The sequence below is a fragment of the Paraburkholderia phymatum genome (assembly GCF_040965635.1).
Taxonomy (GTDB): Bacteria; Pseudomonadota; Gammaproteobacteria; order Burkholderiales; family Burkholderiaceae; genus Paraburkholderia; species Paraburkholderia phymatum_B.
In genome coordinates this window covers 19,400-32,767 of sequence record NZ_JBFRCH010000006.1, presented here as the reverse complement: position 1 = coordinate 32,767, position 13,368 = coordinate 19,400, and the positions used below count along the sequence as shown (strand labels likewise).

The following is a 13,368-nucleotide window of genomic DNA, read 5'->3' as shown; positions in this document are numbered from 1 at the left end:
GTAAGGCCGACGCTTTCGCGGGGCCTTCGACGGTCATTCGCTGTTTTTCTGCCACGCGGCGCGGATCAGAGAAAGTCGGGGCCGATCACCGCGCGCAGGACGGCCGTTTCGTGATTGCCGCGGTTGCGGCTTTCGAGCCACCAGATCGCCGATTTCTTGATCGACCAGCTCGCTCCGCTATCGGCGAGCAGGCGCGCGGCGACATGGCCGAGTGTCGGCTGATGGCCGACGACGACGACGGTGGGCGCGATGCCGTCGGGCCAGCCGGCGGCCGTGAGGATATCGGTGGCGCTGGCGTCCGGCGCGATTTCGCGCGCGACACGGTATTGGTCCGTCAGCGATTCGGCTGTCTGCACCGTGCGCGTGGCAGGGCTCGCGAGGATGACGGCATCGTCGGGGAGGCGCGCGCGCAGCCATTTCGCGGACGCCTGCGCCTGCTTGCGGCCGCGCGCCGTCAGCTGGCGGGCGAGGTCGCTCGACGCGACGTCTTCGGCTTCGGCGTGACGCCAGAGGATCAGGTTCATTGCGTTGTCTCCAAGACACGTATCGGCTGATATCGACAGTATGGACAACGTGCGGTGAGGGGAGTTTTGTTTTGTCGGTGTTTTCGGGGAATGCGGTCGGCGGCTTCGAGCGTCGCGCGCAGACAACGCCGAAAAAGAAAAACCCGTGGCACCAAAGGCGACACGGGTTTTATCGACAGCTTTATTGGTGGTCGGAGCGAAAGGATTCGAACCTTCGACCCTCTGATCCCAAATCAGATGCGCTACCAGGCTGCGCTACGCTCCGACGCGAGCCAGAGATTCTATCCGCATTGATGTTCGCCCGTCAATCTCGGCCGCAACGAGCCCACAAAGCAAGGCAGAAAAGACGACCGGGATGGCGACGGACCACTTAACATCGATCGCTGTCGCACGACGGTCATATCTGCCCTATCAACAGCAGCACGATCACGACGATCAGCACCACGCCGACGAGTCCCGTCGGACGGTAGCCCCACCCGCGGCTATAGGGCCAGCTTGGGAGGGCGCCGATCAGGAGCAGGATTACCACGATCAACAGAATGGTTCCAAGGGTCATGTTATCTCTCCTTATATGGCCGCGCCACGAATGGAGACCGCTCGACGTGCGCGAGAGCAGCATGACGACGCGCGCCGCGGGATCGTCGAACGCGCACGATGCGCGTTTCATGGCTTACAAATGAGCAAGGCATATACCCGACGTGTAGCGGAGACGACGGGAGAGAAGGCGAAATGCGGGAGGAAAGCGCGCGTTCAACGTGCATAAACGCCGCGCTCGGCAAGCGCGGACGCAAGCATGCCGGAATCGTACGCCCGTCAGACCGACGCACGCGCCCGGCGAAAATTCAGGCGAACAAAAAACGCGCGCCGCAAGTGCGGCGCGTCGGACTCAGTGCCTGCGGTGCATCTTGTCGAAGACGTGATGCTCGGCGAGCCAGTGGTGCATCATCCCTTCGCCGTGATGTTCACGGCGATAGGTGCGCGATTCGAAAACCGACAGTGCGACGAGCACCAGCAATCCCACGGCAAGTCCAATCAGGCCTGCGATCGATTCGGCATCCATGGCTGTCTCCTTCGGCGACTGCAACGATGGCTACATAGTAGAACAACCGCCGCCAGTTGGCACAACGCGGATAAAGACCGCTTACGCGGCGCACAATGCGCTTTGCGGGTAGACTCGTGGCCCCAACGTCATCCGTCGATGCTCACATCTCTTCGACCTGTTTATGAAGCGCTTCCTGCTGTCCGCCTCGCTGTTTTCGCTGTTCGCCCTATCGGCGTGTGCCGACGATACGACCATTCATCATCGCGTGCCGCCGAAGGACCCGGCGGACTATCACGGCGTGCCGACCGACGATCGCCCGCCCGCAATGATCGACGCACCCGTCGCACCGAAATGAAGCGCGCTCCGAGCGCGCGATTCGCATCGACATGAGGCAGCCGCCGCTCAGCTGTGACGGCCCGCTGTGTCTGGCCCGCTGTCGGGCCCGACACAGCGCGCGAGACGCGGCAGCAAGCGTGCCAGCGTGAGGCCGCGAGCGGCCATGAAGAGCAGCAGCGCAGCCCAGAGTCCATGGTTGCCGTATGCGCCGACGAGCGCCCATGACGCCGCGAGAAACACGCCCAGCGACACGATCATCGACGTCATCAGATCGCGCGTGCGCGTCGCGCCGATGAACACGCCGTCGAGCAGAAAACCCCACACCGAAACGACGGGCGAAAGCGCCGACCATGGCAGGAAGGCTTGCGCCGTCGCTCGGACGGAGGGCTGGTCGGTGAGCCCCTCGACGATCCACGCTCCCGCCGCCCAGTAGACGATCGCGAAGCACAGCGCGCCGAGCGCCGACCAGAGCATCGTCGCCTTGACGGCGTGGCGGAACGCATCGCGATTGCGCGCGCCGATCGCCGCACCGACGAGCGCCTCGGCTGCGTGCGCGAAGCCGTCGAGCCCGTACGCCATGAAGGTCTGAAAATTGAGCAGCAGCGCATTCGCGGCGAGCGTGGCATCGCCTTGCCGCGCGCCGAGATGCGCGAACCAGCCGAACGTGCCGAGCAGGCACATCGTGCGCACGAAGATATCGCGGTTGATCGCGACCATGCGCGTCAACGCATCGCGATCGAGCAGCGCCGCGCGTTCGAGCGGCGGCAGGCCGCGCGGACGCATCTGCCACAACAGCACGGCGCCGAACGCGAAGCCGAGCGCGTCGGCCGTCGCGGTCGCCGCGCCGATGCCCGCGACGCCCCAATGGAACGCGTACACGTACAGCAGCACGGCGACGATGTTCACCGCGTTGATGAACACCTGCGTGACGAGCGCGACACGCACGCGTTGTGTGCCTAGCAGCCAGCCGAGCACGACATAGTTCGCGAGCGCGAGCGGCGCGGCCCAGATGCGCGCGTGACAGTAGGTGCGCGCATGGCCCTGCACTTCATCGCTGCCGCCGATCGCGCGCACCGCGAAGTCGATCAGCGGCACCTGCAGGGCCAGCACCACGGCGCCGATCGCGAATGCGAGCAGCAACGCGCGCACGATGTTCATGCGCAGGCTGGCTTGATCGTCGGCGCCGAACGACTGCGCGACAAGCCCCGTCGTGCCCATGCGCAGAAAGCCGAATCCCCAGAACACGAAGTTGAAGAAGAGTCCGCCCAAGGCCACGCCGCCGAGATACGACGGGCTGTCCAGATGCCCGGCGACGGCGGTATCGACAGCACCGAGAATCGGCTGGGTCAGATTGGCGAGGACGATCGGAAACGCAAGCGTCAGCACGCGCCGATGCCAGCGCACGGGCACGGCGGCGGGCACGGCGGAGGCAGACGGAGCGTCCAGCGCGGCCGGGACTTCGGCGCGATCGTTCGCGCGATCGTTCAATCGCGTTCCTGCACGCAAACCCACGGCGACACGACGACGGCCCACAGGTCCGGATCGCGTGCGGCGAAGTCAGCGGCCGTCTCCGACTGCACACGCTCGACGAGGCCCGCCGACAGCCATTGCGTGACCTGCGTCGTATCGTCGTTGGCGATCGCCTCGGCGACACTCACGAGATCGAGATCGCGCGCGACGCGCAACAGCATGCCGCGCGCGAAGAAGCGTTCGAGTTCCGTCCAGCCGATCTTCGCGGTTTCACCGAGCAGTTTCTCGTAGAGCGGGCTTTGTGGCGTATCGGAGGAAGTCATGGCGATCGTTGAACAGCATGATGTGACTGGGCGTGCGGGCGGCGAGCGCCGACACGGGCGGGCGTAACTATAAACCATAGGCGACGACTCGACCTTTTGGCCGCGCGGCTTTTCTTTGCCGTCATGAAGCGCCATGCAATATCGAAGCCAGTTCCGCGCGATGCTCGAACTGCGACGTCAATAAGCCGATTAGCCGCCGAACGTTTGCGCTTTAATACCGCTCCAATAACCGACGAGAATGGCCTAATGACGCTAGATCTTCATTTATTAAATCTGACAAAAATCCCGCAAAGAATCGCAACGGAAGGGTGCGTTGGCGCACCAAGTTTCATGCATGTCATCATCGAAGTGAAATGCGTGAATCCGTGCAATGCGCCAGTGTCAGCCGATTCGCACGCGCTATTTTTATGAACTTCTGAAAGCCCGCTATGCCTGGGTTTGCGGGCAATCGGCCATTGCTCGGACTAACCATCGGACTAAAGGAGTCGAGTTGATTCGGTTTCCAAACTGAGTGCCGCGTCATTCAGTCCGGCTTCAAACCGTGCGCCGACTCACACTATTCGCACAATTAATCGATTGCGTGGCTATAGGCGCGTTGCTAGATTTCGTTTCGGCGCATGGTGAACCGGTCCTTTGCCGATATGCGCCGAACCCCCGTTTGCCCGGCCTTTGCGCCGGGCCTTTTTTTGCCATGCGCGATAAACATCAGACAACAATACGGCGACGGCTAACGTATTAGCCGCTACTGCTTGCAGCGAACCACCATCGAACGGTTCTTCACGTTCGCGCCGAGCACGCCGCCGAGCGATCCGCCCGCCGTCGCGCCGTTGTCGACGTCCTTAGAGATTACGTCGTAGCCGTACGCGCCGCATGTTTCGCCGGCGCGCTTGTAGCACTCGCCCCAGTTCTGGCTCGCATCGCTGCCGCTGCAGTTGATCGCGAAGCCGGTGTCGCCGTTCGGCAAATAGGTGAGCGTCGTCGAGCCGGAGCTGGCGCAGCCCGCAAGGCCGGCCAATGCCACGATCGCGGCGCTGGCCGCCACCGCGCGAACTGCCGCAAGGGCGTTTTTCATCGGAATGTCCTCTCTGTATCGTTGCGCGCATTCGCGCGGTGCCGGCGCGCGTCGCACGGAACGTGCTCGCGTGCCTGACTGACTGATGGAGCCGCGCAAGGGCCGCCGGGTTACCTTGCGCGGTGCGCGCGGTTGCGCGTCTTTGCCGTGGCCCTTAGCCCGTGGCTCTCGTCCGTGGTCTGTGTCCCACGCGCGCCGCACGCCGCGCGCGACGTCTCTTGTGCTGCATCGCGAGCAGGCCTGCGCGCTCAGCGCGGCGGCAGCGAGCGCGCCGGATCGATCGAGCGGCCGTCGTAGCGCAGCTCGAAATGCAGCATCACGCGGTCGTTGTCGGAGTCGCCCATCTCGGCGACCTTCTGGCCTTGCTGCACCGTCTCGCCTTCCTTCACGAGCAACGTGCGATTATGCGCATACGCCGTCAGGTAGTCCGCGTTGTGCTTGATGATCAGCAGGTTGCCGTAGCCGCGCAGACCATTGCTCGCATAGACGACCGTGCCGCCCGCCGCGGCGAACACGGGCGTGCCCGCGACGTTGGCGATGTCGATGCCCTTCGAGTTCGTTCCGTCGAAGCTGCGGATCACATTGCCGCTCGCCGGCCAGATTAGCGAGATCGACGATGCGGGTGTCGAAGGCGTCTCGTCGGCGGCGCTGCGCGTCGATGACGATGACGAACTCGCCGAAGCTCCCGCGCTGCCACTGCTCTTTGCCGAACCTGCCGAGCCCGTGCTCGCCGTTGCCGTTCCGGGCGGCGGCGCAACGCGCAGCACCTGGCCGACCTCGAGCGAGTCGGGGTTCGACAGGTTGTTCCAGCGTGCGATGTTCTGGACCGACGTGCGGTTGCTGCGCGCGATCTTGTACAGCGTGTCGCCCCGTTCGACGCGATAGTAGCCCGGACCCGCGGGGGCCGAGCCGCATGCGGCCAGTGCTGCGATCATCGACACGCAGACCAGCCGTCGGATTCTTGTTGTCAACATTGGACCTCGCAAGACGCTGCCGCGCGCGATCCCGATCACGCGACAGATGCAAAAACGTCCAATTCTAACGGGTTTGCAAGGCATGCCGCGTTTTCGCCGCAGCGCGGCGCGAAGAACGGGCCGAGCGCGGCATCGCGCGCTCAGGGCAGCATGCCGACGACGATACGCAGCGAAGCCGTTTCGGTGTCGCCTGGCTCGAGCCAGCGCAGACCCTGACGATTGTGGATCGCATCGGGCAAACCCAGCCACGGTTCGATGCAGAAGAAATCCGAGTCGGGCTTTTCGGTCCACGTCGTAACGGCGAACCAGGGCACCGAGCCGGGGCGTTGCAGATCGATCGTGATGCTGCGGTTCAGGCCGAGCGCCACCACGCGCACGACATGGTCAGGCGCGCCGTCGAGGCAATGGAAGCGGTCCAGAATGCCCGGATCGTCGAGCCGGTAATCCGGCTGGCCCGCTTCGCCGGCGCTGAGCGAGCCGTCCGGCTCCTGGTGCCGGCGCACCGTGCGCGGCAGCTCGAGCACCGTCTCGCCGCGCTGCGTATGCGGCAGCGTGAAGTAGAAGTGATGGCCGGCGTAATAGGGCAGCGGCTCGCTGCCGGCGGCGCCCGTGTTGGTCGTGACGAAATCGACGTCGAGCGTGTGCGCGTCGACGAGCGTGTACGTCGCTTCGAAGCGGAAGCTGAACGGATAGCCCGTGCGCGTCGCATCGCCGTCGGTCAGCGTCATGCTGATCGAGCGGGTGGCTTCGTCGACGGTCGCCTCGAACGGCAGATCGCGCGCGAAGCCGTGCATGGGCAGATCGCGCACGGTGCCTTGCGCGTCCTTCCAGCGGCCGATCTGGCCGTCGACGAAATGCCGTCCTAGAAACGGAAAGAGCAGCGGATTGCCGCCGCGCACGCGCGCGGGCTGGCTCCAGTCGGCGCGCTCGGGCCAGAAGATCACCGACTGGCCGTCGATGTCCCACGACAGCAGGCGGCCGCCCGCTTGCGGCGCGAAGCGGAGCAGGGAGCCGTCCCTGGCGATTTCGATGATGTCCTGTTGCTGGAATTGAGGCATGGCAATGGGCGATAGAAAGCGGTTGAGACAGGAGTCGGCGTACACGGTTCCGACGCAGCGGCGCGGCGAACGCCGATTTTGCGCCCCTTTGGGCTACGGGGAAACCCTTCTGGGGAAATTGCGGGTGTTACCGCACAGTCGGCGCAATCGATAATGTGTATTGCGACGGGTAGCCGTCGGTTGCGAACACTCGGTTTTCAGGAGGGGCGATGGATCTCGCAATGGCAATGAGCGTGGCACTGTTCGGCATGTTTACGGGCAGTACGATCTATTTCTTCTATAAATTTACACGCTGAAACGGGGCGACGAGATTCCACGTTGAGCCGTCGGCACGAACCGACGGTCCACGCAGCCTCCGCACACGGGCCCGCCTTCCAGGCGGGCCTTTTTGCTTTCATCGCCGTAATGAGTCTTTCGAAATTGTTGCGGCGCGGCGAAGTTCGCGTAAAGGCGAACTTTTGTCCTTGGCGCGACCAGGCCGCACCGGCATAATCGGACCCGACTTCGTACGCCGGACACCTGCTCCGGCGTGCTGTTCTCCCTCCCTACTTTTCAAAAGGACCGACGCGTGAGCCTGTCGTTTTTGATCTTTTTGAGCGTGCTGCAGGGCGTCACGGAACTGTTTCCCGTGAGCAGCCTTGGTCACACGCTGCTCGTTCCCGCTGTCTTCGGCATGCATATCGACAAGCATGCGCCGCAACTGCTGCCGTTCCTCGTCGCGCTGCATCTCGGCACCGCGTTCGCGCTGCTGTGGTACTTCCGTGATCGCTGGATTGCCCTTTTCAGCGGCTTTTTCGCCTCGCTGTCGGGCCGCCGCAATGACGAAGGTCATATGATGTGGGCCCTCATCATCGGGACGGTTCCAGCGGGTTTGGTGGGCCTGGTGCTCGAAAAGCGGCTCGAACGCGTCTTCCACGATCTGCGGATCGTGGCGATCGCGCTGATCGTCAACGGCATCCTGCTGTGGCTCGGCGACCGCCTGCAGCGCGCACGCGCGCATCGTCCGCCCGAGAAGCTGACGTTCAAGCAGGCGTTCCTGGTCGGCCTTGCACAGATCGGCGCGCTGATCCCAGGTTTTTCGCGCAGCGGCCTGACGATGATCGCCGGCAACGGCGCCGGACTCACCGCGGAGAAGGCGGCCGAATTCTCGTTCCTGCTCGGCACGCCGATCATCTTCGCGGCGGGCGTGCTCGAACTGCCGAAGCTCTTCCATGCACCGGACCAGCTCGCCGACGCGTTGCTCGGCGGCGTGCTGACAGCCATCGCCGCGTATCTGAGCGTGCGTTTCCTGATGCGCTATTTCGAAGGGCGCGGGCGGCTGGCGTCGTTCGGCGTGTACTGCGTGCTCGCGGGCGTGGCCTTTCTCGGCTGGTTCATGACGCATCCACAGCCGGTCTGACGACTGCTGCGATCGGCTAAAGCGATCGGTTATAATCGCGGGCCCGGCGGCGACGCCGGGCCTTTTTGTTTTTGTTTTCGGGCGACGCGTCGTTTCGCAACATTCCGTGTGTCGAAGCGCGCTGCCGTGAACGCGTGTGTCACCCGGCGCGTGCATGTTCGGGCTTGCAACCCGCGATATCCGATGCGCGTCTGGCGCTCAACCTGCCGTCGCTGGCCAGGTTAAAATTTTGGCTTCGCCTCCCCATAGTTCAACGGATAGAACACGGGTCTTCTAAACCTGAAATCGAGGTTCGATTCCTCGTGGGGGGGCCATCCAGTCCTTGCGCCGTTCGGCGCAGATTCATCTCCTCCTCCTCCTCCTCTCTGCCAACGTTGACGTCTTTTCACGCTCCGCGTCCATCGCGCGAGCGAGCAGCGAGCGCCCACAAAAAAGGGCAGCCGAAGCTGCCCCGAAGCGTTGCGCACCGAACGTGGATGAGTGCGCGACTGTTGCGTGCCCGTTACCGGTGACGGACCTGCCTGCGTGATTACTTCTTGATGTCGAGCGCGTTCGTCAGGTCGCCCATCGCCTGGCCGCCGTTGGCGACGAGCGCGTTGTCGCGCGCCGTCAGACCCGGCAGAGCCGGCAGATTGAAACGCTGCGTGATGAAGCGCAGGATCGACGTCGTGTCGTACTGCGTATGATCGACGAAGCCCTTCTTCGCGTACGGCGACACGATGATCGCGGGAATCCGCGAGCCCGGACCCCAGCGGTCGCCCTTCGGCGGCGCGACGTGGTCCCAGAAGCCGCCGTTCTCGTCGTACGTGACGATCACGACCATGTTGTTCCACTGTGGGCTCTTCTGCAGATGCGCGATCACGTCGGCGATGTGCTGGTCGCCTTGCGCGACGTCGGTGTAGCCAGCGTGCTCGTTCAGGTTACCCTGCGGCTTGTAGAACGTGACTTGCGGCAACGTGCCGGCGTCGATGGCCTTGATGAACTCCGAACCGTTCACGCCGCCGTCGAGCAGATGCTTCGCGCGGTTGTCGGTGCCCGGCGCGAGATCGGCGAAGTAGTTGAACGGCTGGTGATGCGGCTGGAAGTTAGGCGCGCTGTTGTTCGCGCCGTAGATCACGCCCGACGTGCCGCTTTGCGCCGCGCTCAGCGCCTGGCCCCACGCGCCGCCATACCACGCCCACGAGACGCCCGCGTTGTTCAGCAGATCGCCGATGTGCTGGCTGGTCTGCGGCGGCAGCGTCGTCGCGGCGGAGGGATCGGCGAGCGTCGCGTCGCCGCCGGCCGCCGCCTTGTTGCCGCTCGGCTGATACGGCGGCTGCATCGTGTTGATCGCGTAGAAATCCGGCGTGAGGTTGCCCGAGTTGACGAAGGTGGGCTTGTTGGTCAGCGCCGATGCCGCGGACGTCGCCGCGAGCGTCAGGCTCACGCCGTCGGCATTGACTGCCGAGATCGAGCCCTTGGCCGGGCTCGCGTTCGCGTTCGCATAGAACGGCGTGCACGCGCAGACCAGCCACTGGTGATTCAGGAACGAGCCGCCGAACGCGCCCATGAAGAAGTTGTCGGCGAGCGTGTATTGCTGCGCGAGCTTGTAGAGCGGCAGCTTGTCGGCGTTGGCCGTGTAATGGCCCATCACGAGGCCGCCCGAATCGGCCCACGCGGCGAACATGTCGTTCTTGCCGCCATGGATCTGCATCTGGTTCTCGTAGAAACGGTGATATAGGTCGCGCGTCGTGACGTTGAGCGGCACGTTGAAGCCGTTCGGATCGTCGATCGCGAACGGTGCATTCGGCAGGTTCGCCGTCATCGCCTGGGTGATGACGGGCGTTACGCCCGCGATCGTCAGGCCGCCCCAGACCTGCGGCAGCGTCGCGAGCACGGAGCCGTCGCGGTCGATCTGGCGCGAGTTCGCGGCCGTCACGTTCTGCAGGCCGTTGGCGCCCGGGAAATTGCCATAGAGGTTGTCAAAGCTGCGGTTTTCCGCATAGATGACTACGACGTTCTTGACCGACGAGAGCGTCGGTGTGGAATCCGAATTACCGCCACAAGCGTACAGCCCGACAGCTGCGGCGAGCGCAATAGGCGCCGCGCAGATCAGTTTTTTGTTCATGGTTTCTCTCTCTCGCGTAGGGGGACCGGCGGCGAGTCCTTGTCGGACGCCCGGCGGCGAGAGTGTCGCAAGCGTTTTTGACAGAACGATTAATTTCTTACATATAACTTCTGTTCAGCTTGTGGCCTTCCGTGCGGCGTCGGCTTTATGTCATTTGGACGACATGTCCGTGAAATACGCTCGTCGCGTCGATTCAACGAGCAGGTAACAAGACCATGTGGCGCGATGTAACGGGGATTCGGAAAGAGTGGTTGTCGAAGGAAGGGGCGCGGCGCGCCGGATGGATCGGCGCGGCTTGCCTGACCGCGATGCTCGCGGCGATGCTGTCGGCGTGCGATGCGCGAGCGACATCTGAGGACGGCGCGGCCGGGTCGACTAAAGCAGCGACAGCGACAGCGGCAGTGGTAGCGGCAGCGAACGCGAGCGGCGCGCAGACGCAAAAGGTGGCGGCGAACGGCGCTGCTCCCGTGCCCGCAGGCGGCCAGACGCGCGCCCAGGTGTTCGAGTCCGTCAGGAAAATGACGGCTGTCGGCAAGCAGCTATTCTTCGATCCGTCGCTATCTGGCTCGGGCAAGCTGGCATGCGCGTCGTGTCATAGCCCACAGCATGCGTTCGGCCCGCCGAATGCGCTCTCCGTGCAACTGGGCGGCCACGACATGCGCCAGCAGGGTTTGCGCGCGGCGCCGAACATCAAGTATCTGCAGAACGTGCCGGCGTTCACCGAGCACTACCACGATTCGGACGACGAAGGCGACGAGAGCGTCGATGCCGGGCCGACGGGCGGCCTGATGTGGGACGGCCGCGTGAATAGCGCGCATGCGCAGGCGCGCTTTCCGCTGATGTCGTCGTTCGAAATGGGCAGCAATCCGCAGAAAGTGGCGGCGGCCGTAAAGGCCGCGCCGTATGCGGCCCAGTTTCGCGACGCGTTCGGCGAGCACGTCTTCGACAGCGACGACGCGACGTTCAAGGCGGTGCTACAGGCGCTCGAAGTGTTCGAGCAGACGCCGGAACTGTTCTATCCGTATTCGAGCAAGTACGACGCATACCTCGCGGGCAAGGCGCAGTTGACCAAGGCCGAGATGCGCGGCCTGCAACTCTTCAACGATGAAAAGAAGGGCAACTGCGCGAGCTGTCACCTGAGCCAGCGCGCACTCGACGGCGCGCCTCCCGCGTTCACCGACTTCGGCCTGATCGCGATCGGCGTGCCGCGCAATCGCGCGCTGTCGGCGAACCGCGATTCGCATTTCTACGATCTGGGCGCATGCGGTCCCGAGCGTACGGATCTGAAGGGACGCGACGAGTACTGCGGAATCTTCCGTACGCCGACGCTGCGCAACGTCGCGTTGCGCGAGACGTTTTTCCACAACGGAATTTATCACTCGCTGGAAGACGTGGTCCGCTTTTACGCACAGCGCGATACGAATCCGGAAAAGTTCTATCCGGTCGTGAAGGGGAAGGTGCAGAAGTTCGACGATCTGCCGAAGAAGTATTGGGCGAATCTGAATACCGATCCGCCGTTCGATCGCAAGCCGGGTGACAAGCCGGCATTGGATGAGTCAGAGATCAAGGATGTGGTCGCGTTCCTTAAGACGCTGACGGACGGCTATCAGCCCGACGCGCCCGAGCAACATGCCGACGCTCATCTCGTCAGCAGCAAATAGCAGCCGCCGACCGGCAACGCGAACGATGCGAGCAGACACACGAGGCCTGCCCGCGTCGCCACGCATGGCCACTTGCTGCGGCGCATGCCGTGGATGCGCACGACGGTCGGCATCGGCGCGGGTTCGATACGCATCACGATGATGCCGAGCGCGACGCAGATCAGCGTCAGCATCGCGGCAAAAAACTGGAGAGCGAACAAGAGGTCCATGAGCGTGAGTCTCGACGCGCGAGCAGAAACGGCTGCGGGATTTGACGCGGCTCATGTTAGGGATCGCCCGCTCCAGCGCCTATGAGACGTGTCCTAAAATTGCGCTCAAGAGGTTGACCGGCATAGGCGCGACGCCGAAAACGACATCTCGTTTTCGCTTACGCGCGAAGCTCGATCTGAGCGAGCCTACGGCTGTCCGCATGCAGCGTGCGTGTCGGCGGCGAGCTATTCACACGTGCTATTCTTTTGAGGTCCAGATCGCGAGCCGGTAGCATGGCCGCCAATTGCCGCCGAATCTGATCTTCTCCGGAGACTCTTCATGTCGATGCGAACCCGAGCCGCGTTTCAACTTTCCCTGGGCGGGCTGCTGCTCGCGAGCGCAATCGGCGCGCACGCTGCCAATCTCGGTTTTCTGAACGACACGCCGATGTCGTACATGAAGCAGGCCGATATCGACTCCTTGAGAGCGGCTGCCATCGACGCGCTCAACAAGAAGCAGGACAGCGAAACGGCCACATGGAACAACGACGGCCTGCGCAACAGCACGAAAATCGATGCGCAGATCACGCCCGACGCCACGTCGAAGACGGGCGACCGCACGTGCCGTTCACTGCGCGTCGTGCTGAGCGCCAAAGGGCAGTCGATGAACCTGAACCCGCAGTACTGCCGCGAAGGCAGCGGCTCGTGGGTGCTGCAGAAGAAGCATTGAGCGCGCGTACGGTTTCCTGTGGCGTCGTGCTGCTCGACCCGGACGGTCGAGTGCTGCTGGCGCACGCCACGGACACCAATCACTGGGACATTCCGAAAGGCCAGGGCGAAGAGGGCGAAGCGCCGCACGTCGCCGCGCTGCGCGAACTGGAAGAGGAAACGGGCATCGTCGTGGCGGCCGGGCGTCTGAAGGACCTCGGCCTTTTCGTCTACCGGCGCGACAAGGACCTGCATCTGTTCGCCGCGCGCGCCTGCGCCGACGAACTCGACCTCACGCGTTGCACGTGCACGTCGATGTTTCCGCGCCGCTTCGACGGCACGATGATTCCGGAGATGGACGCGTTCCGCTGGTGCGCGCCCGATGAAGTCGAGCACTACGCGAGCCGCAGTCTCACGCGGCTCTTTGAGACGACGCTATCGCTCGCCGAGTTGCACCGGACACTCGACGCGCAATAACCGCGTCTTCACGCACACCCGTTGTTCCA

At 63.8% G+C, this 13,368-nt stretch carries 15 protein-coding genes and 2 tRNA genes; 6 read left to right on the top strand and 11 right to left on the bottom strand.

Going from position 1 to position 13,368, the window contains the following annotated elements; all coding sequences use genetic code 11:
- Positions 1–65 precede the first annotated feature (65 nt).
- The 4 genes from AB4Y32_RS13760 to AB4Y32_RS13745 form a co-directional block, all read right to left on the bottom strand.
- Complete coding sequence (locus AB4Y32_RS13760; protein WP_368721870.1) at positions 66–524, bottom strand: histidine phosphatase family protein; 459 nt, start codon at positions 522–524, stop codon at positions 66–68.
- 188 nt (positions 525–712) lie between these two features.
- Positions 713–789 (bottom strand) — tRNA-Pro (locus AB4Y32_RS13755).
- Positions 790–921: 132 nt separating this feature from the next.
- Positions 922–1,080, bottom strand: coding sequence for a DUF3309 family protein (locus AB4Y32_RS13750; protein WP_368721869.1), 159 nt, complete (start codon positions 1,078–1,080; stop codon positions 922–924).
- Between the two features lie 330 nt (positions 1,081–1,410).
- Positions 1,411–1,584, bottom strand: a complete 174-nt coding sequence (locus AB4Y32_RS13745; RefSeq protein WP_368721868.1) for a hypothetical protein — start codon at positions 1,582–1,584, stop codon at positions 1,411–1,413.
- Positions 1,585–1,747: 163 nt separating this feature from the next.
- Here AB4Y32_RS13745 and AB4Y32_RS13740 point away from each other — a divergent pair, with 163 nt between their 5' ends.
- Positions 1,748–1,921: a hypothetical protein gene (locus tag AB4Y32_RS13740; protein ID WP_368721867.1), complete on the top strand. Its 174-nt coding sequence runs from the start codon at positions 1,748–1,750 to the stop codon at positions 1,919–1,921.
- A gap of 47 nt (positions 1,922–1,968) precedes the next feature.
- Here the strand turns inward: AB4Y32_RS13740 and AB4Y32_RS13735 are convergent, their stop codons facing one another.
- The 5 genes from AB4Y32_RS13735 to AB4Y32_RS13715 all read right to left on the bottom strand — a co-directional run bounded on the left by AB4Y32_RS13735 (position 1,969) and on the right by AB4Y32_RS13715 (position 6,799).
- Complete coding sequence (locus AB4Y32_RS13735) at positions 1,969–3,390, bottom strand: MATE family efflux transporter (RefSeq protein ID WP_439899784.1); 1,422 nt, start codon at positions 3,388–3,390, stop codon at positions 1,969–1,971.
- On the bottom strand, positions 3,387–3,695 hold the full coding sequence (locus AB4Y32_RS13730; protein WP_368721866.1) for a DUF2288 domain-containing protein: 309 nt from the start codon (positions 3,693–3,695) through the stop codon (positions 3,387–3,389). Before AB4Y32_RS13730 ends, AB4Y32_RS13735 begins: the two co-directional genes overlap by 4 nt.
- A 742-nt stretch (positions 3,696–4,437) precedes the next feature.
- Positions 4,438–4,767, bottom strand: coding sequence for a hypothetical protein (locus tag AB4Y32_RS13725; RefSeq protein ID WP_368721865.1), 330 nt, complete (start codon positions 4,765–4,767; stop codon positions 4,438–4,440).
- Positions 4,768–5,015: 248 nt separating this feature from the next.
- Entirely contained in the window at positions 5,016–5,741 is a 726-nt protein-coding gene (locus AB4Y32_RS13720; protein ID WP_368721864.1) for a peptidoglycan DD-metalloendopeptidase family protein, read from the bottom strand.
- A gap of 140 nt (positions 5,742–5,881) precedes the next feature.
- On the bottom strand, positions 5,882–6,799 hold the full coding sequence (locus AB4Y32_RS13715; protein WP_368721863.1) for an aldose epimerase family protein: 918 nt from the start codon (positions 6,797–6,799) through the stop codon (positions 5,882–5,884).
- 568 nt (positions 6,800–7,367) lie between these two features.
- Between AB4Y32_RS13715 and AB4Y32_RS13710 the strand changes: the two genes are divergently transcribed.
- Both AB4Y32_RS13710 and AB4Y32_RS13705 read left to right on the top strand, forming a co-directional pair.
- Complete coding sequence (locus AB4Y32_RS13710; protein WP_368721862.1) at positions 7,368–8,198, top strand: undecaprenyl-diphosphate phosphatase; 831 nt, start codon at positions 7,368–7,370, stop codon at positions 8,196–8,198.
- 239 nt (positions 8,199–8,437) lie between these two features.
- Positions 8,438–8,512 (top strand) — tRNA-Arg (locus AB4Y32_RS13705).
- A 215-nt stretch (positions 8,513–8,727) separates the two neighbouring features.
- On the opposite strand, the gene AB4Y32_RS13700 is transcribed toward AB4Y32_RS13705, so the two are convergent.
- Positions 8,728–10,305: an acid phosphatase gene (locus AB4Y32_RS13700; protein WP_368721861.1), complete on the bottom strand. Its 1,578-nt coding sequence runs from the start codon at positions 10,303–10,305 to the stop codon at positions 8,728–8,730.
- Between the two features lie 215 nt (positions 10,306–10,520).
- On the opposite strand from AB4Y32_RS13700, the gene AB4Y32_RS13695 reads away from it, so the two are divergent.
- On the top strand, positions 10,521–11,966 hold the full coding sequence (locus tag AB4Y32_RS13695; RefSeq protein WP_368721860.1) for a cytochrome-c peroxidase: 1,446 nt from the start codon (positions 10,521–10,523) through the stop codon (positions 11,964–11,966).
- Here AB4Y32_RS13695 and AB4Y32_RS13690 read toward each other — a convergent pair.
- Positions 11,945–12,175: a hypothetical protein gene (locus AB4Y32_RS13690; protein ID WP_368721859.1), complete on the bottom strand. Its 231-nt coding sequence runs from the start codon at positions 12,173–12,175 to the stop codon at positions 11,945–11,947. The genes AB4Y32_RS13695 and AB4Y32_RS13690 overlap by 22 nt on opposite strands.
- A gap of 319 nt (positions 12,176–12,494) precedes the next feature.
- Between AB4Y32_RS13690 and AB4Y32_RS13685 the strand changes: the two genes are divergently transcribed.
- Together AB4Y32_RS13685 and AB4Y32_RS13680 are read left to right on the top strand one after the other, a co-directional pair.
- Complete coding sequence (locus AB4Y32_RS13685) at positions 12,495–12,884, top strand: RT0821/Lpp0805 family surface protein (protein WP_368721858.1); 390 nt, start codon at positions 12,495–12,497, stop codon at positions 12,882–12,884.
- The gene (locus tag AB4Y32_RS13680) at positions 12,881–13,339 is read left to right on the top strand and encodes an NUDIX hydrolase (protein ID WP_368722118.1); all 459 of its coding nucleotides are present in this window, start codon (positions 12,881–12,883) and stop codon (positions 13,337–13,339) included. The genes AB4Y32_RS13685 and AB4Y32_RS13680 overlap by 4 nt, the downstream gene beginning before the upstream one ends.
- Positions 13,340–13,368 lie beyond the last annotated feature (29 nt).

What these genes read in the sequence shown, in the direction of transcription:
- AB4Y32_RS13760 (WP_368721870.1), bottom strand. Translation starts at nt 524, where the DNA reads ATGAACCTGATCCTCTGGCGTCACGCCGAAGCCGAAGACGTCGCGTCG.
- AB4Y32_RS13750 (WP_368721869.1), bottom strand. Translation starts at nt 1,080, where the DNA reads ATGACCCTTGGAACCATTCTGTTGATCGTGGTAATCCTGCTCCTGATC.
- AB4Y32_RS13745 (WP_368721868.1), bottom strand. Translation starts at nt 1,584, where the DNA reads ATGGATGCCGAATCGATCGCAGGCCTGATTGGACTTGCCGTGGGATTG.
- AB4Y32_RS13740 (WP_368721867.1), top strand. Translation starts at nt 1,748, where the DNA reads ATGAAGCGCTTCCTGCTGTCCGCCTCGCTGTTTTCGCTGTTCGCCCTA.
- AB4Y32_RS13730 (WP_368721866.1), bottom strand. Translation starts at nt 3,695, where the DNA reads ATGACTTCCTCCGATACGCCACAAAGCCCGCTCTACGAGAAACTGCTC.
- AB4Y32_RS13725 (WP_368721865.1), bottom strand. Translation starts at nt 4,767, where the DNA reads ATGAAAAACGCCCTTGCGGCAGTTCGCGCGGTGGCGGCCAGCGCCGCG.
- AB4Y32_RS13720 (WP_368721864.1), bottom strand. Translation starts at nt 5,741, where the DNA reads ATGTTGACAACAAGAATCCGACGGCTGGTCTGCGTGTCGATGATCGCA.
- AB4Y32_RS13715 (WP_368721863.1), bottom strand. Translation starts at nt 6,799, where the DNA reads ATGCCTCAATTCCAGCAACAGGACATCATCGAAATCGCCAGGGACGGC.
- AB4Y32_RS13700 (WP_368721861.1), bottom strand. Translation starts at nt 10,305, where the DNA reads ATGAACAAAAAACTGATCTGCGCGGCGCCTATTGCGCTCGCCGCAGCT.
- AB4Y32_RS13695 (WP_368721860.1), top strand. Translation starts at nt 10,521, where the DNA reads ATGTGGCGCGATGTAACGGGGATTCGGAAAGAGTGGTTGTCGAAGGAA.
- AB4Y32_RS13690 (WP_368721859.1), bottom strand. Translation starts at nt 12,175, where the DNA reads ATGGACCTCTTGTTCGCTCTCCAGTTTTTTGCCGCGATGCTGACGCTG.
- AB4Y32_RS13685 (WP_368721858.1), top strand. Translation starts at nt 12,495, where the DNA reads ATGTCGATGCGAACCCGAGCCGCGTTTCAACTTTCCCTGGGCGGGCTG.